This is a genomic window from Acidisoma sp. PAMC 29798 (assembly GCF_030252425.1).
Lineage (GTDB): Bacteria > Pseudomonadota > Alphaproteobacteria > Acetobacterales > Acetobacteraceae > Acidisoma > Acidisoma cladoniae.
Genome location: NZ_CP126994.1, coordinates 2,155,764 through 2,173,185 on the forward strand (window position 1 = coordinate 2,155,764; position 17,422 = coordinate 2,173,185).

Consider the following 17,422-nt stretch of genomic DNA (forward strand, 5'->3'; position numbering starts at 1 on the left):
GCCGGCGGATTTCGCTGCACTCTTCCGCCCTACGAGAGACTTGGTCAACGCACCCTCTGCCGACCCGGCACCAGGATCATCGAAAAATATGGCGCACCGTCATCGGCGATTTCCGCGAGGGGCAAGATGCGCGATCCCACCATGGTGCCGCGCTCGCAATAAACAGCGCGCTCGGCCCGACCCAGGGCCGTCAGCACAGCCCGTACCTTCGGCAGATTGCGCCCCAGCTTCATGATCACCGCCGCATCCGCACCTTCGAGATGCCGGCGCAGATCGGCCTCGGCCATCGTGCCGGGCAGGACGGCGAGCACATCGTCACCATAGGTCATCGGCAGACGCGCCTCCGCCCAGCAGCCGCTCATGCCCAGCACGCCGGGCACGATCTCCATCGGAAACCGGTCCCGCAACCGGTCGAACAGATACATCGAGGAGCCGTAGAAGAACGGATCGCCCTCACAGAGCAGCGCGACATTCTCGCCCCGTTCCAGGCGCGCGGCGATGGTCTCGGTCGCCGCCGCGTAACATCCGGCCATGGCATCGACGTAACGACCGTCGCGGTGCGACATCTCGGTCGTTATCGGATAGTCGAAGCGCAGTTCCTCAGCCGTCGCGGCGATATGGCTGTCGGCGATGCTGCGCGCATGGCCGCGCTGGCCGGCCTTGGCGAAGAAGGCGACCACCGGTGCGGCGGCCAGGATGCGCGCCGCCTTGACCGTGATCAGCTCGGGGTCGCCCGGCCCCATGCCTAGGGTAAAAAGGGTACCGGTCATTCCGCTTCGCTCGCGAGGGCATTGACGGCCGAAACGGCCATGGCGCTGCCGCCGCGCCGACCCTCCACAATCACGAAAGGCAGCCGACCGTCCGCCGCCAAGGCCGCCTTGGATTCCGCCGCGCCCACAAAGCCCACGGGCAGGCCGATCACGGCGGCGGGCATGGGCGCGCCGGCATCGATCAGTTCCAGCAAGTGGAACAGGGCCGTGGGCGCATTGCCGATGGCGACGACGGCCCCCGCGAGCCTGTCGCCCCAAAGATCGAGCGCAGCGGCCGAGCGCGTATTGCAGATGCGGGCGGCAATGCCCGGCACCTCCGGCGCATCGAGCAGGCAGATGATCTCGTTCTTCGCCGGCAACCGGGGGCGGGTGATGCCATTGGCGACCATCTTCGAGTCACACAGGATCGGCGCCCCGGCCAGCAGCGCCGCGCGGCCGGCACGCGCGAAGTCTCCGCCGAAGTGGATGGCCTCGGCGATCTCCACCATGCCGCTGCCATGGATCATGCGCACGGCGATCCGCGCCTCCTCCACCGAGAAGCGAGAGAGGTCGGATTCGGACCGGATGATCGCGAAGGACCGCGCATAGATCGCGGCCCCGTCGTGGATATAGTCGTAACGGCGTGTCATGCGGGCACGCTCTGCATGAGCTGGAGTGTTTCCGCCAGGGTCAGAGCGCGGCGTTCGGGCATATCGCCTGCCGCGCCGTCACGCACCAGGTTCAGCAGCCGGTAATTCCCGACCAGCGTGACCGCCGCCGGCCCCGGATGGGCGCAGCCCTTCACGCAGCCGGAGACATGCCACAGCGGATCATGAGGGCGACGGCCCGCTGCCAGCGCCGCCGCCGTTTCATGCGTCAGAAGCTCCCCCCGCAGGCAGGCCGGCGCGCCGGCACAGGTGACGATGCCGAGGCGCGGATCGGCGGGATCTGTGATGAGACCGAGAGCCTCCAAAGCAGGTTGCGCCGACAGGGGGCATCTGATGCCGGCTATCGCAAAGCTCTTCCACGGCGTCGGCCGCAGCGCGCCATCGCCCTCTCGGACGCAAATATCGACGAGCTTCGACAGCGTCTCGGCCCGGATCTGGCCAAACTGCGGCGCGAAAAGCTGTGCGGTGCCGTATCGCCCCAGGGCCGGCGGCGGCGCTGTTCGGCGCGGAGAGACATGACCCGCCTGCCGCGCCAAATCGAGCGCAAGCCGCGCCGCGTCCGCGCTCGGCACCGCCTCGCCCTGCAAGGTCCAGCCACCGACTGTCGCGCGCAGCGTCACGTCCAGACTCATGCCGGTCAGCGGCAGCAGACCACCGCCATCGATCAGGAAACCGAATTTGCCGGGCAGAGTAGCGAAAGCGTCCTCCGCCAAACCCTCGGCAATGGTGCCTGCGATGGCCGCCGTCTCCGGCGCGATAGTGGCATCGGCACTGAGGAGCGGCGAGACGAGCAAGTTCCGCCGTTCATCCGCCTCATCGATCCCCACGGCCCGCATCGCGTCCGTGAAGGGCAGAATCGTGTCGCGCCGAAGCCCGCGAATCTGGAGATTGGCGCGGTTGGTGATTTCGATCAGGCCATTGCCATAGCGAGCGGAGGCGTCCGCGACGGCCTGCAGAACCTCGGCCGTCAGCACCGCATCGCGCGGGCGCACCCGTACCAGCCAGCCATCCCCGGACTCCATCGGTCGGAACAGGCTCGGGCACCAGCCGCGTTTCATCGTGGCACGAAGACGCTGTTGCGACGAGGCCGCCAGAGGTCGCGCGCCATGGCGGTCCGAAACCGCTCCGTCAGCACCGCATGGGCGGCCGGGCTTTCATCACGCAGGAATGCGTCCACCGCGGGTTCCCCGAGCGTCGCGTCGAACAGCATATCGAACTGCGCATCGAAGCGCGTCGGCAGGGTGGCGGCGAAGCCGGTGAGGCTTTCGGCGCCGCGCACGATCTCCGCGGCCCCGCGATAGCCGTGGCGCATCATGCCGGCGATCCAGCGCGGATTGGCGGCGCGGGCGCGTACGATGCGGCGCACCTCCTCGGCCACCAGACGCGGCTGGGGAGACTCCGGCTTGCTGGTGTCGAGGTGATAGAGGGCCGGCGTGCCGCCGAGCATGGCGGCGGCGGCGGCGAAACCGCCCTCATGCGCCGCATAGTCGGGGCTTTCGAGCAGATCGGTCTCGGCATGATCCTGGGTATGGACGAAGCCATCCGCCACCGCGATCCGCGCCGCGAAATCCCCCTCGCCATCGTCCCAGGCCGTGTCCGAACCCGCGAGATAGGACCGCGCCGCATCTTGCCGTGTGCCATCCAGATCGACCCCGCTGCCATAGGCGCCAGCCGACGGGCCGAAGACGCGGGCGCCGTCCTTGCCCGCCAGCGGGTTCCACTCGGCATCCTCGTCCCGCGCGACCACCGCCCGCGCCGCCTGGTCGAACAGCGCGATTTGCGCCGCGAAGGCATCCCGGAACAGGCCGGAAATGCGGAGGGAGACATCGACGCGCGGACGATCGAGCAAGGCGATCGGCAGCACCTCGAAGCCGCCCACGCGGCTCGATCCACCGTCCCAGAGCGGTTTCACCCCCATCAGGATCAGGGCGAGGGCGAAATCCTCACCGCCGGTGCGCATGGTGGCACTACCCCAGAGGTCGATCACCAGGGCGCGCGGCCAATCCCCTTGCTCCTGCCGATGACGCGCCAGCAGGGCCTTTGCGGCCTTTTCGGCAAGGCCCACGGCCGAGCGCGTCGGGATGGCGCGCGGATCGAGGGTGGTGAGGTTGCGGCCCGTCGGCAAAACATCGGCGCGGCCCCGGGTCGGCGCGCCGGCGGGACCGGGCGGCACGAAACGCCCATCGAGCGCCGCGAGCAGCGCCGCACCCTCGGCCTCCGCGCACGCGTCCAACCGCTCGGCCAGATCCGGGCCATCGGTCATTGCGGCTAGCAGCGCATTTCGCTGCGCCGGCGCGGGCGCGACGCCGAAGATATGCAGCCCATCGCGGATCTGCATGTCCTTCACGTCGCACAGATAGGCGTCGAGCTTGGCAAGCACCGCATCCTCGCCCTCCGTCTCAGGCTTGGCGCCGCTTTCGGCGAGCAGGCCGGAGGCTTCGGCTTCCACCAGAATCTCCCTTCGCAGGCTCGTCGCCCGACGACGATCGAGCCCGTCGGCGGCGGCAAACTCGTCGATGATGCGTTCCAGTTCCGCCGCGCGGCCATGCAGGCCGGCACGTTGCAAGGGCGGTGTGAGATGACCGATGGTGACCGCGCCGAGGCGCCGCTTGGCGGGCGCCGCCTCCCCCGGATTGTTCACGATGAAGGGGTAGATGATCGGCAGACCGCCGGTCAGCGCCGCCGGCCAACAAGCGGCGGACAGCGCTGCCGACTTGCCCGGCAGCCATTCCAGCGTGCCATGGGTGCCGAGATGGACCATGGCGTGGATGCCGATGTCGTCGATCAGCCCGCGATAGAAAGCGATATAGGCCTCGGCCGGCGGGGCCACGGGATCGTGGTATCCCGCCTTGCGATCCACGCCGCCACGATCGGGCTGCACGGCAATGACGATCTTGCCGCAGCGGAGGGTCTCGCCCTTAGCCAGACGGGCGAGATCGACCGGGCCGGTGTCGTAGCCGGCGTCCTGGAGCCGCCGGAGAATAGCCGTGACGCTGGCGAAGCTGTCGAGACCGACGGCATTGCCGATTTCATGACGCGTGGCAGCCGCGCCGGGATAATCGGACAGCACGATGGCGATGCGGCGCTCGGCCGCAGGGGTCGCGGCGAGGCGCGCCCAGCCGGCCGCGCGGTCGGCGGCCAGCGCTATGCCCGCCTCATGCGGCACCAGCCGCGCAAGGCCCTGGGCATCCCGCTCCTTGAAAGACACCGCCGTCGTCAGCAGTCGGCCATCGCTCTCGGGCAGCACCACCTGCATGGCGAGATCGGCCTGGGACAGGCCGCGCGATGACAATTCCCACGCCGCTTGCGTGCTACCCGCCTGAATGAGCTGCAACACGGGCACGCCCGCGCCGATCTCCGCCGCAAACCCGGTGAGATTGAGGACCACGGCCGGCGCCCACTCCGCCAACCGATCGTGCAGAAACGCGATGGCGGCTGGGTTCTTGAGGCTATCCACGAAGACCGCTTTAGCGCCAAGACCGCGGAGGGCGAGGGCCGCGATCAGTGACTCGATTGTCGCGGTTTCACCGGCCAGAAGATGCGAGCGGTAGAAAACGATCGCGGCCTCGGATGGTCCTGGGTGGGTGGTGAAAACACCGAAATCAGGCAGCGTTTCCGCGACCGGGGGAAGATCCGCCCAGAGCCCCGCCGCATGCGCCGCGCCTCGCAGCATGCGGGCGAAATTCTCGGCCCCGCCTTGCCTCAGGCAGGCGTCGATCGCGGCACGCGGTTCGGCCGCCATGGTGGAGAGCGCAGCGAGACGCGGATCGTCCGGCCCATCGCCCGGCAAGACCGCCAAGGGAATGCCCTGCGCCGCGCAGGTCGCGGCAATTTCCTCGGCGCCATAGCGCCAATAGTCGAGGCCGCCGAGCAGCCGCAGCACCACAACGCGCGCCGGTATAACCAGTTGCTCACAGAGCAGATCCACCGAAAGCGGATGCAGGAAGCGACCGATCCGCTCGATCCGAACGGAGGGAAAGTCCGCCGGAAGTGCCGCCGCTGCGGCCGCCGCAAGATCACTGTCCGAGAAGGACAGAAACAGAATCGGCGCGGGTTCACCGCCCGGCTCTACGGCCGCCTCGCCTTCCTCCAGCCCATGCGTCTCACGGAGGAGGAGATGCATGGCTAGCCCAGGATGATCCGCTCGATCGACGCGCGATCAAGGCCGGTGCGGCCGATGACCACGATATGCCCGCCGCGCGGCTCGTCGGCCTTCCAGGCGCGGTCATATTCATGGCGGAAGCGGCTGCCGACGCCTTGAATGACCAGGCGCAGCGGTTTGCCCAGAACGCTCGCGAAGCCCTTCATGCGCAGCACATCATGCGCCTCGGCGGCTGCGCGAAGACGGGCAACCAGCGGCTCGGGCGCCGCCTGCTCCGGCACATCCACCACGAAACTCTCCCAATCGTCATGCTCATGTTCGCCGTCCACGGCATCGTGGTGAGAGGGTCGGGACGCCAGATCGTCCTCCGCGCGGGCATCCAGGCCGAGCAGCACCGCGAGGTCGATTTTACCCTCATGCGCCGGCATCACCTTCACGGCGCGCGGCAGGGCGGCGCCGATCTCGGCCGAGACGCGCGCGAGGTCGGTCCCGTCCATCAGATCGGTCTTGTTGAGCAGCACGAGATCCGCCGCGCCAAGCTGGTCCTCATAGACTTCGGCCAAGGGATTATCATGGTCGAGCGATGGGTCCGCCGCCATCTGGCGGGCTACTTCCTCCGGGTCGTCGGCGAAGCGGCCGGCCGCCACGGCGGGACCGTCGACCACGGCGATGACGCCATCGACCGTGACACGCGCGCGGATCGATGGCCAGGAGAAGGCCTTCAAGAGCGGCTTCGGCAGCGCGAGTCCCGACGTCTCGATCACGATATGATCGGGCGGGTTCGGGCGATCCAGCAAGGCCTCCATCGCCGGCAGGAATTCATCCGCCACGGTGCAGCACAGGCAGCCATTCGACAGCTCGACGATGGTATCCTCGTCACAGCCGGCGATGCCGCAGCCTTCCAGCAGCGCGGCATCGATTCCGAGGGAGCCGAATTCATTGACGATGACGGCGATGCGCCGACCTTGGGCATTTTGAAGCATATGCCGAACGAGCGTTGTTTTCCCGGCGCCGAGAAAGCCGGTGATTATGGTGGCGGGAATGCGGGCGCTCATGCGGCGGCTCCTAACGGGGGAATGCGGCCGATGACGACGTCCTTGAGGCTTGCGGGACGGCGGGAGGGCAGCACCGACCCGCTGCCGGAGGCCGCATAGGTGCGGGCATAGGCGATGAGGTCTTCGGCGTGATCGGGCGAGAGGCGACCGAGAAGATAACCCCATTTGCCTGGCGCGGTGGCGGCGACGGAACACCCCTGGCCGCAATGCGACAGGCAGGTGACGGGTTGCAGGGCGAAGGGCTCCTCCGCCGTCATCAGGCCCGCGATACGATCATGCAGACGCTGGCCGGGACGCGGCTCATCGGGATAGCCGCAGGTCACGCATACATGCAGGGTCTGGATCACGATTTCAGAGGACGCCACATCCAACTCCGATCATGCGCCCCAAACGCCGGGCGGAAAACGGGGATGCCGCCGCAGGCACGGGCCCACGGCGTGAAGCGGAGGATTCCCACCGAGGCACCCCGCCCGGTCGGAACTTTTGGTCGTGCGATGGCAGGTCTCCTGGCTCGCGGATCGAACGCGCCCGATCGTCCTTCCCAGGCCCATGAGGCCCAGTGGAAAATGACCGGATGCTTTCCGCTTACAGTTGCGGGGGCAGCCGCGGCATTGGGGGTTGAGCCCCGCACCGCATTCCCTTTTCATCCACCGACACGCGTTGGTGGAACCATCGGGGATGATCTAGAAGCCGGAGCCATGGCCAGTCAATTGGATATAACATTGATCTTAGGCGGTGCCCGTTCCGGCAAGAGCCGCTATGGCGAGGGGCTGATCACCGCCCTGCCCGGCCCCTGGACCTATATTGCGACGGCCGAGGCCTGGGACGCGGAGATGGCGGCGCGCATCGCCCTGCATCGCACGCGCCGGGACGCGCCGTGGCGGACGGTGGAGGCGCCGCTGGCGCTGGCGTCGGCGCTGATAGACGCGGCCGAGACTCCGGTGCTGGTTGATTGCCTGACGCTGTGGCTGACCAACCTCATGCTCGCCGAGCGGGATCTCGCGGCGGAGACCGAGGCTCTGCTAGAGGCTTTGGCGGCCCGCACCCCTGCCACAGTGCTGATCGCCAATGAGGTGGGGCTCGGCATCGTGCCGGAGCATCGGCTCGGCCGGGACTTTCGGGACGCGGCGGGCGTGTTGCATCAGCAGTTGGCAGCGCGGGCCGATCGGGTACTGTTCATGGTGGCGGGCCTGCCGATGGTGGTGAAATGAGTGACGAGACCGAGGCCGACCGCTGGCGCGAAAAGATGGTCCGTCGCAAGGCCGTGCAGGACGCAGAGGTCGCGGGCAAGACCATCGAGAAGGGTCTGCTCATGGTCAATACCGGTCCTGGCAAGGGCAAGACCACGGCGGCGATGGGGCTGGCGCTGCGCATGCTGGGCCGCGACCGGCCGGTCGCCATCGTGCAATTCATCAAGGGCGCCTGGAGTACCGGGGAACGAGCCGGCTTCTCCCGCTTCGGCGATCTGCTGACCTGGCACAGCATGGGTGAGGGTTTCACCTGGGAGACGCAGGACAAGGCGCGCGATACCGCGGCCTGCCGCCGCGCCTGGGACGAGGCACTGGTTCAGATGGCGCGGCCGGATGTGGCGCTGGTGGTGCTGGATGAGCTGTGCATCGCATTACGCTACGACTATCTCGCGGTCGATGAAGTTGTGGCCGCTTTGGTTGCGCGGCGGCCGGGATTGCATGTGATCGTGACGGGGCGCAATGCGCCGGCGGGTTTGGTCGAGGCGGCGGATCTCGTGACCGAGATGCAGGCGACCAAGCACCACTTCAAGGCAGGCGTGAAGGCGCAGGAAGGGATCGAGTTCTAGGGTGGTTGGTGGATGACGCTGCGCCTATCCACCCTACGAAAGTTGAAGTCTCGTAGGGCGGAAAAGCGAAGCGTATTCCGCCATCACGATCATCGCTCTCACGGCTTGATCGCCTTCAGCGAGTAAGACAGCGGCAGCCAAGGCTTGTCGGGCAATCGATAAAGCCCACCCTCGGCTTCGACCATGCAGCCGAACTGCTTCCAGGCCAGGGTGTCGTGCTCGTGCAACATCGTTAGTCGCAAGCCGGCATCCAGCAGCGCCTGTACAACATCCGCGACCGGATGCATGAACTGGTGCGTGCGGATGTTTGAGATTCGTGCGACGGGATTGGCATAGTCTCGCGCGTCGTCCACCACGATCTCTCCTTGATGAAAATAGGGCGCGAACCAGCCGGGCATGCCATGCGTTCCGGGCACGTCATCATCAAAGATCAGCGCCGCCGGATGCATATCCGCAAAGTAGACCTCTCCCCCCACCCGCAACAGGCTGGCAACGACCTCGGCCCAGCCTTGAATGTCCGGAAGCCAGCCGATCGTGCCCCACGTGGTGAAGACGCGATCGAATTCACCCTCCAACGCGGCCCTCGCCTCGTAGATGTCCGATTGCACGAAATGCGCCTCGATCCCGATTTCCGCGGCTAGACTTCGCGCCGCCGCGATGGCGGGCGCGGAGAAATCCAGCCCCGTCACCTGGGCGCCCTTCTGCGCCAAGGCCAGCGTATCGACGCCAAAATGGCATTGCAGATGCAACAGCCGCAGGCCCGCCACGGGGCCAAGCTCCCGCTCCTCTATCGCATGCAGGATGTAGTTGCCCTGGCGCAGCAAATGCGTGTCATAATCGGACTCCGGCGCCATGTGGATGGCGACGCGCTCGTCCCAATTTGCGCGATTAAGACGCCGCCATTCAGGTTCAGACATCATCAGGCTCCTTCGCAGATCTTTATTGCTTATCGCACCGTTCCCAGGCCGGGAGAACGACATGAACGATCCCCACCAAACCACCGAACTCGCGGACCGGATCATCCCTCACTACGAGCGTCATGGTCGCGATTGGGAGGCAGATCGCCGCGCACTGCGATGGAGCGACAAACCCTGGCACGACCGCTTCATCGCGGCTCTGCCAAAAGGTGGAACCGTGCTCGACCTCGGATGTGGCGGCGGTGATCCGGTGGCGCTGAACATGGAGGCCGGTGGACTTCGCGTCACCGGGGTCGATGCCTCGCCAACACTCACTGCCCTCTGCCGCGAACGCATGCCGGACCAGGAATGGATCGTCGCCGATATGCGCGCACTCTCGCTCGGTCGTCTCTTCGACGGCGTCCTCGCCTGGGACAGCTTCTTCCACCTGAAGCCGGATGATCAGCGCCGCATGTTCGCCATCTTTGCCGACCACGCGGCGCCGTCCGCTTTCCTCATGTTCAATACAGGACATGCCGCTAGTGGATTGAATCTAACGCTTGGTGCCCACGCCTGACCGCGGCGATGATCTTTTCTGGGTCTTTGGTCCAATGGAAGGGGTGCGGATCGGCGTTGGTATCGGCGACGAAGCGGTTGATCGCAGCCTGCAGTGAGACGAGGGAGTGGAACACGCCACGTTTGAGGCGCCGTTTAGCGAGCTTGGCAAAAAAGCCCTCGACGGCATTGAGCCACGAGGCCGAGGTCGGCGTGAAATGGAAGGTCCAGCGTGGATGGCGCTCCAGCCAAGCGATAACCTTCGGGTGCTTGTGGGTGGCGTAATTATCCATGATGGCATGGACAAGTTTCCCCGCAGGGACCTCCGCTTCGACAGCATTGAGGAAACGGATGAACTCCTGGTGCCGATGGTGCTGCATGCATCGGCCGATCACGCCGCCCTCCAAAACGTTCAAGGCCGCAAACAACGTGGTCGTACCGTTCCGGATGTAATCGTGTGTCATGGTGCCGCAGCGCCCCTTCTTCAGAGGCAACCCCGGCTGGGTGCGGTCGAGCGCTTGGATTTGGCTCTTTTCGTCGACCGAGAGGACGACGGCGTGGGCGGGCGGGTCGACGTAGAGACCGACGATGTCGCGAAGCTTGGCGGCAAACTGCGGATCGTTGGAGAGCTTGAATTGGCGGAGCCGATGCGGTTGCAGACCGTGGGTGCGCCAGATGCGTTGCGTGGCGCTCAGACTGATCTTGGCGGTCTTGGCCATGGCTCGCCCGGTCCAATGCGTCACCTCGCCGGGCGGGGTCGTCAGCGTCAGCGCCACAACCCGGTCAGCGACATTCGATCCCAGTGCTGGGACGCGCGAAGGCCGGGTCTTGTCCCGCAGGAGCCCGTCCACGCCAGCCTGCATGAACCGCTCCTGCCAGCGCCACACCGCCGTTTTGGCCTTGCCTGTTTGCCGCATGATCTCGGCCGTGCCGTGACCCGCTGCTGTCAGAAGGACGATCTGAGCCCGCCAAACATGTTTCTGTGGGCTATTGCGGTCTGTCACGATCAACTGAAGCCGGGCCTGGTCAGCTGGGTTAACTTCGACGACGATGCCTGGGCGCATCGTGCCAGACTCGCACGTCCCAGCCGCCGTTGGAATCTCTAAACGGACTCTTCCGTCAGGTTCTATCCACTAGCGAATCCATCGGCGCCTATAAAGGCGATCCGCTCTATCATGCGAGCCTGGACCCGACCGAATACGAAGCGTTGCTGTCCCGCTCGGGCTTCACCGTCGTTGCTCATGTGGTCAAGGACCCGCAGGCGGGCGGACGAACCGCATGGCTCGCCCAGCGCGCGCCGCGTTACCCCGGCGGTTGATTGCCCAACCGCGCGGCAGCGGCGATCAACGCCTCGGCCGCATGAGGATCGCTCGCGTATGAGGTCACCAACCGAATGACCGTGTTGTCACCCTCCACCCGGCTCGACCAGCGATAGAAACCGAAACCCTCCGCCAGCAGGGCCGCCACCATCCCCTCAGGCATGATCACGAACAGCTCATTGGCTTGCACGGGATGTAGAAGGCTCACGCCTGGGATTGCGGAAAGCCCCTCCGCCAATCGCGTCGCGAGTCCGTTGGCCGCACGGGCGTTACGCAGCCACAAATCCTGCTCCAGATAGGCCACGAGCTGGGCGCTCATGTAGCGCATCTTCGACCACAGATGCGCGCCACGCTTGCGCCGCTGCTCGAAGCCGCGGGCCAGCGCCGGATCGAAAAACACGACCGCCTCGGCCGCCATGGCGCCGTTCTTGGTGGCCCCGAAGGACAAGACCTTCACGCCGGCTTTCCAGGTCATTTCTGCGGGCGAACAACCGAGATGCACCAGGGCATTGGCGAAACGCGCACCATCCATATGCAGCGGCAACCGATGCGCCGCTGCCGCAGCACCAAGCGCTGACAGCTCATCGCGGCTATAGACCGCGCCCCACTCGGTGGATTGCGTGATGCTGATGGCGGCGGGTTGCATGAAATGAACCCCGAGCGCGGCAGCATGGGCCAAAGGCTCCGCGATTTGAGCGGCCGCAATGCGACCGTCCGGCGTTGGCAAACAAACCAGCTTCGCGCCACCCGTGAAGAACTCCGGCGCGCCGCATTCGTCGGTGCTGATATGCGCATCCTCGGCACAGAGCACGGCACCGTACGGGGGCACGAGTACCGACAGAGCGAGGGCATTCGCCGCAGTGCCGGTCGCGACCGGGAAGGCCACCAGATCGGTCTCGAAAATGTCGCGCAGCTTGGCGGTCACCTGCGCCGTCAAGGCATCTGCGCCGTAGGAGCCGACATTGCCGCTATTGGCCGCCGCGATGGCCGCCATGATTTCGGGTGAGATGGGCGCGACATTGTCGCTGCCGAAGTTCCAGGCACCCTTAGTTCCGTCCGCCACGCCATACCTCCATCAGACCAGGGGCGAGTTTCGCACGGGGGCTGCCATTGCCCAAACTCAGCATGACGCCTGCCGGATTCCGTGCGATTTTCCGTCGCAGAGCGCACAGCGCCGGGAGACACGACCATGAAGAAAAAACAGATCCACCTTGGCCTTGTGGGCTCGGGCTTCATGGGGCGCACCCATGCCTTAGGCTTCCGCAGTGTCGGCGGCGTCTTCGATCTTCCGGTCGAACCGGTGCTGGAACTGCTGGCCGACGCCACCGAAACCCTCGCCCGCGACGCCGCGCAGGCACTCGGCTTCGCGCGTTCGGTGGGTGACTGGCGCGCTTTGGTCGCGGACCCGCTGGTTGATGTCGTGGACATCACCGCCCCCAACGCCCTGCACAAGCCCATCGCCCTCGCGGCGCTGGCGGCGGGCAAGCCGGTCTATTGCGAAAAGCCGCTGGCGCCGACCGCGCCGGAGGCTTTGGAGATGGTGCAGGCGGCCGAGCGCGCCGGCGTCGTGACCCAAGTCGGTTTCAATTACATCGGCAATCCGATGCTGATCCTCGCCAAACAGATGATCGAGAGCGGGGAACTCGGCCAGATCTGGTCCTTTCGCGGCATTCATGCCGAGGGCTTCATGATCGACCGCCAGACGCCCTGGACCTGGCGCCTCGACCCCTCCGGCGGGGCCGGCGCCATTGCCGATATCGGCAGCCATATCATCGGCATGGCGCGCTTTCTGCTGGGACCGATCGCCTCGCTCTGTGCCGATGTGGAAACGGTGATCGATCGCCGGCCCATGGCCGGCAAGCCCGAGGAAATCCGGGCCGTGGAAGTCGATGATGCCGCAAGGCTGCTGGTGCGCTTCGGCAGCGGCTGCCGGGGCACGATCGAAACGAGCTGGCTCTCCTCCGGGCGCAAGATGCAGCTCGATTTCGAAGTGGTCGGTGAAAAGGGTGCGCTCGTCTTCACGCAAGAACGGTTCAACGAGCTGCGCTACTACAAGGTCGAGAAGGATTCGTCGCGCAACGGTTTCCGCACCATCATGGCGGGGCCGGAACATCCGCCGTATGGCGCCTTCTGCGTCGCCGGCGGCCATCAGATCGGCTTCAACGACCTCAAGACGATCGAAATTCGCGGCTTTCTGGATGCGCTCGCTGGCGGCCCTCGCCCCTTCGCGGATTTCCGCGAAGCCTATGAGGTGCAGCGCGTGATCGCTGGCGCGCTGCTGTCGTCACGCGAACAACGCTGGGTGACGCTGTAAGATCGACTCTTCTATTACGTGGCGTCGAGAACCAGAACGGGGCAGCGCTCCCCCAACGCATAGGACAGGCGATGGGTGTGCAGAATGCGGAAGCCGGGCCGCAGGAGATCCGCGAGTTCGCTCTCCTTGGGGAAGGTGTAGCGCGTCGCGACATCACGGTAGACATCGATGGTCCGCAATTCCGCTTCGGACCAGCCGAGCCGCGCGGCCAGATCGCCAGGATCGGCGATGGCCGATGAGCACGCATCCCAAACATCCGCCAAGCGAACGCCCTGCTCCATATCTCCGTGCAACGCCATGGCGAGGCGCCATTTGAAGATATGCGGATTGGGGACCTTGCCCGCATGCAGATCGCGAAACACCGCCTCGCAGGGTTCGGCCTCCTCCGGCCGCACGAAAATCCGCATGATGCCGTGTCCGCTTGGCTTCAGCACGCGGGCCAGTTCTTGCGCGACGCTGTGCCACCCTGCCCGCCCCTCGCACATATTCAAGGCGCCATCGGCCAGCACCAGCCGCATTGATCCCGATGGTAGCGGAAGCGTCGCCCAATCGCCCTGAACAGCCCAAGCTGATTTGGGCGCGGACGGCGGCCGCCACAATGCCGCGATCATCACCGGTGACCGATCAACCGCGATCAGCCGCGCGTGATCGGGCCATCGCATCGCGACGATCTCGGGCGTCACGCCCAGCAGAAGGTGGCCGAGGCCGTCATCCGGTCCGCCGAGTGTTCGAGCCAGATGCTTAAACAAACGAATGTCGTCCGGGCCTGGCCGCAGCGGCTGACCCACCAGGGACCATTGCGCGGCGTGCCTGTCCCAATGACCAGCGGCTGTCATCGGCGCGCGAACAGGCGCCGCGCCCAATGGGTCAATGCGGCAGCCTTTCCCCGCTCTGCTTGGGCGAGTTGGCGCAGCAGGCGATGAACCTCCGTGTTAAACCACGTCTTCGATGGCATCTGGATGGCATCGTAGCGATCCGGCGGATAAAGAAACGTCGGGTTCGTATTGATCTCCCAAACCTGCACCTTGCCATCCACAAGCCCATAGTCCATGCGGCCGAACTGAATCCCGCCGAGATCGAAGGCCGCGCGAACATCGGCTTCATGCGGGTTGCTGCGCTGAAACGCACGCTCCTCGTCTACAAATTGCGCTGACACCAGGCTGGGTCCCTTCACTTCCCAGCTCTGCGCAATCATGACGTGATGAGCCAGAATGGTATCACCGATGCGAAATGCCGCGTATTTGCGGAACAATCCATCATCGGAGACATCGGCGAATTCCACCACGAGCAGGGTTGTGGGGTCATGGCCGGCGTCAATGAGACGAGCGATCTCCGCCGTCAGGTGTTGCGGTGTAGCGATCAGGCCGGTGAGGGATCCGGCATGCTCGGTGCTGTGTCGGATGAAAACCGGAAAGCGCCAGGACGCGACCGGTTCCTCCACGCCGCCGACGCGAAACTGGTTGCGTCCGGTCGCGTGCAGCCTCGTCAGCAAGTGCCGACGACCCAAAGAATGGCCGGGCCGGTTGAGCAGAATGCTGCGACCCCGTGCGGAGAGCGTCTCCCAGACCTTGATCGCTGCGGGCAACAGGCTGCCGGGAAGCCGATCCACATCGGCGAAGATACAGGCGCCATCGGGCAAGCGCTCGATATCGCTCAGGCTTTCATAGGGTGTAATGGCAACAAGGTCTTGAAGATCAGGCGCCCATTCATTGAGGAAATTGGTCATCGGATGAAGATTGTCTTGCATCGCAAAGAACCTGATCAATCCCTCCTCCCCATGCCAGAGCCAGAACGTAAAAAGCCGGACGGCCCCGGAGCTAATAGCTCCAGAACCGTCCGGCCCTCAATGGCTGCGCAGAAAGTCGTGACGCTTACTGAGCGTGGGTCGGATCCCAGCCCTTGTAGCTGCCGATATTGTCAATGGTGATCAGGGTCGGGTTGAGCAACACGATCTTGGACGGCGGCATCTTGCCGTTCACGATATCGACCGCATAGGCATAGGCCTGGGCGGCCATGCCATAGGGGTCCTGCGCGGCAGTCGCCTTGATCATCCCGTCCTTGTTCTGGATTTCAGGCACCACGTCCGGCGCGCCATCGACGGAGGTAATGAAGAAATCGTGGCGGTTCTGCTGCTTGGCGGCGAGTTCAAGGCCGATCGCCGTCGGGTCATTGATGGCGAAAGCCGCATCGATCTTGGGAAAGCGCGTCAGCAGGCTCTGGCCCGAGGCAAAACCACCGTCGCGCGAACCCATGGCGTTCTGGCTGTCGGAGAGGATAGTGATGCCAGGTTCAGCCTTCAGAACCGCCTCGCAGCCCTTCACGCGATCAACGATGGAGGAGACCTGCGGCCCGTTGATGATGATGACATTGCCCTTCTTGCCGGGCAGATGATCGACGATGTACTGGCAGGAGATAGAGCCGGCCTTGACGTTATCGGTCATGACCGTGACATCGGCGCCCTGGGCCGCGACGTCGAAAGCGGCGGAGACGATGCCGGCGGCCTTGGCCTTCTTCAGCGCGGGCAGAATCGCCACCGGATCGGCGGCGTTGATCATGATGATGCTGGCGCCGGCCGCGATGAAGTTGTCGATCTGGGTGAACTGCTTGTTGAGGTCATAGTCCGAGGATACGGCGACGATATGGGCGTCCGGCGTAATTTCCTTCGCCTTGGCCTCGATGCCCTTATCGGTGGCGGCGAAATAGGGGTTACCGAGTGAACCGACGGTGATACCGACGGTCTTGACGTCGGCCGCCATCGCCGCGGTCGAGAGGCCGGCGAAAAGCGCCGCCCCCAATGCAATCTGAGACAAGCCAAAACGCGAATTCTTCATAGTCGTGGTCCTCCGGATCGTGTTGAAAGCCTTGGGCGAGCTACGCGCCCCCACATGCGGGGTTGATCCCCGCATGCGAATTTTGTGCGATCGACTAGGTGCGCCCGTTCTGGGAGAGGCGATAGCGATCAAGTGCGACCGCGCCGATGATCACCAGACCTTTGACGATGAACTGCCAAATGTCGGAGACGCCTGACAGCACAAGACCGTTGGTGAGAATGGCGATGATCAACGCGCCGATCAGCGTGCCCCATATGGACCCGATGCCACCCGTGAAGCTGGTGCCGCCCAAGATGACGGCGGCGATCGCGTCCAGCTCATAGCTCTGCCCGAGCTGCAAGCCATTCGCGGCATAAAGGCGCGCGGCTGACATCACGCCGCCGAGACCTGCGAGAAAGCCCGATGTGGCATAAACGAACAGAAGGATGCCACCGACCTTGATACCGGTCAGCCGTGCCGCGTCCGGATTGCCGCCGACCGCATAGATGCGTGTGCCGAGCACGGTGCGTCTCAGAATGAACCACGACACCAGCACCACGACGAGCGCGATAATGACCAGCCAAGAGACGCCGAACAAGGTGCCATTGCCGATGAAAGCGAAGGGCAGATCGGGGTTGAAGATCGTGGTGTCGCTGCCCATCAGACGCGCGATGCCGCGCACCGCCGTGAGCGAACCGAGCGTCACGATGAAGGGCGGCAGCCGCACCACCGAAATCAGCAGGCCGTTGATCAACCCAAAGCCGAGGCCGGTGCCGAGGCCGGCGAGGATGCCGAGCATGCCGAAGCCCGCGACCTTGGACATGAGCAGCGCGCCCATGGCGGAGGCGGCGAGGATGGAACCGACTGACAGGTCAATACCCGCGGTCAGGATGACGAAGGTCATGCCGGCCGCGAGCACGGTATTGATCGCCGCCTGCTGCAAGACGATGGAGGCATTGGTGAGGGAGACGAAGCGCTCATTCTCCAGACCAAAGCCGATGCAGAGAACCACGAGCACCGGCAACATGCCGAGAACCTGAATGGCGGTTCGCACCCGCTGTTTGTTGCTGATGGTTTCCTGCCGCGCCGCCACCGTCGGTTCGCTCACACTATCAGCCATTTTGCTCTGTCCTCGTCA

18 protein-coding genes and 1 riboswitch are annotated in these 17,422 nt (G+C 65.1%); of the genes, 5 read left to right on the forward strand and 13 right to left on the reverse strand.

Annotated features, from left to right (window positions below):
- Positions 1-44: 44 nt before the first annotated feature.
- From QP803_RS10435 to QP803_RS10460, 6 genes are read right to left on the reverse strand one after another with little or no spacing between them, the layout of a single operon-like run.
- Positions 45-770: a precorrin-2 C(20)-methyltransferase gene (locus tag QP803_RS10435; protein WP_284947691.1), complete on the reverse strand. Its 726-nt coding sequence runs from the start codon at positions 768-770 to the stop codon at positions 45-47.
- The gene (locus QP803_RS10440) at positions 767-1,399 is read right to left on the reverse strand and encodes a precorrin-8X methylmutase (protein WP_284947692.1); all 633 of its coding nucleotides are present in this window, start codon (positions 1,397-1,399) and stop codon (positions 767-769) included. Before QP803_RS10440 ends, QP803_RS10435 begins: the two co-directional genes overlap by 4 nt.
- Positions 1,396-2,475 carry a ferredoxin-like domain-containing protein gene (locus QP803_RS10445; protein WP_284947693.1) on the reverse strand — a complete coding sequence of 360 codons (1,080 nt, stop codon included), beginning with the start codon at positions 2,473-2,475 and terminating at the stop codon, positions 1,396-1,398. The genes QP803_RS10440 and QP803_RS10445 overlap by 4 nt, the downstream gene beginning before the upstream one ends.
- Positions 2,472-5,540 carry a cobaltochelatase subunit CobN gene (locus QP803_RS10450; protein ID WP_284947694.1) on the reverse strand — a complete coding sequence of 1,023 codons (3,069 nt, stop codon included), beginning with the start codon at positions 5,538-5,540 and terminating at the stop codon, positions 2,472-2,474. The genes QP803_RS10445 and QP803_RS10450 overlap by 4 nt, the downstream gene beginning before the upstream one ends.
- Before the next feature lie 2 nt (positions 5,541-5,542).
- Positions 5,543-6,574: a cobalamin biosynthesis protein CobW gene (gene cobW / locus QP803_RS10455; protein ID WP_284947695.1), complete on the reverse strand. Its 1,032-nt coding sequence runs from the start codon at positions 6,572-6,574 to the stop codon at positions 5,543-5,545.
- Positions 6,571-6,939, reverse strand: a complete 369-nt coding sequence (locus QP803_RS10460) for a DUF1636 family protein (RefSeq protein ID WP_284947696.1) — start codon at positions 6,937-6,939, stop codon at positions 6,571-6,573. Before QP803_RS10460 ends, cobW begins: the two co-directional genes overlap by 4 nt.
- 114 nt (positions 6,940-7,053) lie before the next feature.
- Positions 7,054-7,263: riboswitch (cobalamin riboswitch) on the reverse strand.
- A 9-nt stretch (positions 7,264-7,272) separates the two neighbouring features.
- On the opposite strand from QP803_RS10460, the gene cobU reads away from it, so the two are divergent.
- Together cobU and cobO are read left to right on the forward strand one after the other, a co-directional pair.
- On the forward strand, positions 7,273-7,785 hold the full coding sequence (gene cobU / locus QP803_RS10465; RefSeq protein ID WP_284947697.1) for a bifunctional adenosylcobinamide kinase/adenosylcobinamide-phosphate guanylyltransferase: 513 nt from the start codon (positions 7,273-7,275) through the stop codon (positions 7,783-7,785).
- The gene (cobO, locus tag QP803_RS10470) at positions 7,782-8,390 is read left to right on the forward strand and encodes a cob(I)yrinic acid a,c-diamide adenosyltransferase (RefSeq protein WP_284947698.1); all 609 of its coding nucleotides are present in this window, start codon (positions 7,782-7,784) and stop codon (positions 8,388-8,390) included. The genes cobU and cobO overlap by 4 nt, the downstream gene beginning before the upstream one ends.
- A 98-nt stretch (positions 8,391-8,488) precedes the next feature.
- On the opposite strand, the gene QP803_RS10475 is transcribed toward cobO, so the two are convergent.
- A complete protein-coding gene (locus QP803_RS10475; RefSeq protein ID WP_284947699.1) occupies positions 8,489-9,310 on the reverse strand; it encodes a class I SAM-dependent methyltransferase in 822 nt (273 codons plus the stop codon).
- A gap of 58 nt (positions 9,311-9,368) precedes the next feature.
- Between QP803_RS10475 and QP803_RS10480 the strand changes: the two genes are divergently transcribed.
- Positions 9,369-9,863 (forward strand): class I SAM-dependent methyltransferase, encoded by a 495-nt coding sequence (locus QP803_RS10480; protein ID WP_284947700.1) that lies wholly within the window; start codon positions 9,369-9,371, stop codon positions 9,861-9,863.
- Here the strand turns inward: QP803_RS10480 and QP803_RS10485 are convergent.
- On the reverse strand, positions 9,826-10,905 hold the full coding sequence (locus QP803_RS10485; protein WP_284945070.1) for an IS630 family transposase: 1,080 nt from the start codon (positions 10,903-10,905) through the stop codon (positions 9,826-9,828). The two genes, QP803_RS10480 and QP803_RS10485, sit on opposite strands and share 38 nt — an antisense overlap.
- A gap of 29 nt (positions 10,906-10,934) precedes the next feature.
- Between QP803_RS10485 and QP803_RS10490 the strand changes: the two genes are divergently transcribed.
- Complete coding sequence (locus tag QP803_RS10490) at positions 10,935-11,159, forward strand: hypothetical protein (RefSeq protein WP_284947701.1); 225 nt, start codon at positions 10,935-10,937, stop codon at positions 11,157-11,159.
- Here the strand turns inward: QP803_RS10490 and QP803_RS10495 are convergent.
- Positions 11,144-12,223, reverse strand: a complete 1,080-nt coding sequence (locus QP803_RS10495; protein ID WP_284947702.1) for a threonine aldolase family protein — start codon at positions 12,221-12,223, stop codon at positions 11,144-11,146. The two genes, QP803_RS10490 and QP803_RS10495, sit on opposite strands and share 16 nt — an antisense overlap.
- A 126-nt stretch (positions 12,224-12,349) precedes the next feature.
- Here QP803_RS10495 and QP803_RS10500 point away from each other — a divergent pair, with 126 nt between their 5' ends.
- On the forward strand, positions 12,350-13,474 hold the full coding sequence (locus QP803_RS10500; RefSeq protein WP_284947703.1) for a Gfo/Idh/MocA family protein: 1,125 nt from the start codon (positions 12,350-12,352) through the stop codon (positions 13,472-13,474).
- Positions 13,475-13,488: 14 nt separating this feature from the next.
- On the opposite strand, the gene QP803_RS10505 is transcribed toward QP803_RS10500, so the two are convergent.
- The 4 genes from QP803_RS10505 to QP803_RS10520 all read right to left on the reverse strand — a co-directional run bounded on the left by QP803_RS10505 (position 13,489) and on the right by QP803_RS10520 (position 17,404).
- Positions 13,489-14,310: a class I SAM-dependent methyltransferase gene (locus QP803_RS10505; RefSeq protein ID WP_284947704.1), complete on the reverse strand. Its 822-nt coding sequence runs from the start codon at positions 14,308-14,310 to the stop codon at positions 13,489-13,491.
- Entirely contained in the window at positions 14,307-15,221 is a 915-nt protein-coding gene (locus tag QP803_RS10510; RefSeq protein WP_284947705.1) for a hypothetical protein, read from the reverse strand. Before QP803_RS10510 ends, QP803_RS10505 begins: the two co-directional genes overlap by 4 nt.
- Positions 15,222-15,345: 124 nt before the next feature.
- Positions 15,346-16,305 carry an ABC transporter substrate-binding protein gene (locus QP803_RS10515; RefSeq protein WP_284947706.1) on the reverse strand — a complete coding sequence of 320 codons (960 nt, stop codon included), beginning with the start codon at positions 16,303-16,305 and terminating at the stop codon, positions 15,346-15,348.
- Between the two features lie 94 nt (positions 16,306-16,399).
- Entirely contained in the window at positions 16,400-17,404 is a 1,005-nt protein-coding gene (locus QP803_RS10520) for an ABC transporter permease subunit (RefSeq protein WP_284947707.1), read from the reverse strand.
- Positions 17,405-17,422 lie beyond the last annotated feature (18 nt).

Excerpts from the sequence above, each read along its gene's own strand:
- QP803_RS10480 (WP_284947700.1), top strand. The coding sequence starts at position 9,369 with ATGAACGATCCCCACCAAACCACCGAACTCGCGGACCGGATCATCCCT.
- QP803_RS10445 (WP_284947693.1), bottom strand. The coding sequence starts at position 2,475 with ATGAAACGCGGCTGGTGCCCGAGCCTGTTCCGACCGATGGAGTCCGGG.
- QP803_RS10510 (WP_284947705.1), bottom strand. The coding sequence starts at position 15,221 with ATGCAAGACAATCTTCATCCGATGACCAATTTCCTCAATGAATGGGCG.
- cobU (WP_284947697.1), top strand. The coding sequence starts at position 7,273 with ATGGCCAGTCAATTGGATATAACATTGATCTTAGGCGGTGCCCGTTCC.
- cobW (WP_284947695.1), bottom strand. The coding sequence starts at position 6,574 with ATGAGCGCCCGCATTCCCGCCACCATAATCACCGGCTTTCTCGGCGCC.
- QP803_RS10520 (WP_284947707.1), bottom strand. The coding sequence starts at position 17,404 with ATGGCTGATAGTGTGAGCGAACCGACGGTGGCGGCGCGGCAGGAAACC.
- QP803_RS10440 (WP_284947692.1), bottom strand. The coding sequence starts at position 1,399 with ATGACACGCCGTTACGACTATATCCACGACGGGGCCGCGATCTATGCG.
- QP803_RS10435 (WP_284947691.1), bottom strand. The coding sequence starts at position 770 with ATGACCGGTACCCTTTTTACCCTAGGCATGGGGCCGGGCGACCCCGAG.
- QP803_RS10450 (WP_284947694.1), bottom strand. The coding sequence starts at position 5,540 with ATGCATCTCCTCCTCCGTGAGACGCATGGGCTGGAGGAAGGCGAGGCG.
- QP803_RS10475 (WP_284947699.1), bottom strand. The coding sequence starts at position 9,310 with ATGATGTCTGAACCTGAATGGCGGCGTCTTAATCGCGCAAATTGGGAC.
- QP803_RS10485 (WP_284945070.1), bottom strand. The coding sequence starts at position 10,905 with ATGCGCCCAGGCATCGTCGTCGAAGTTAACCCAGCTGACCAGGCCCGG.
- QP803_RS10505 (WP_284947704.1), bottom strand. The coding sequence starts at position 14,310 with ATGACAGCCGCTGGTCATTGGGACAGGCACGCCGCGCAATGGTCCCTG.
- cobO (WP_284947698.1), top strand. The coding sequence starts at position 7,782 with ATGAGTGACGAGACCGAGGCCGACCGCTGGCGCGAAAAGATGGTCCGT.
- QP803_RS10515 (WP_284947706.1), bottom strand. The coding sequence starts at position 16,305 with ATGAAGAATTCGCGTTTTGGCTTGTCTCAGATTGCATTGGGGGCGGCG.
- QP803_RS10500 (WP_284947703.1), top strand. The coding sequence starts at position 12,350 with ATGAAGAAAAAACAGATCCACCTTGGCCTTGTGGGCTCGGGCTTCATG.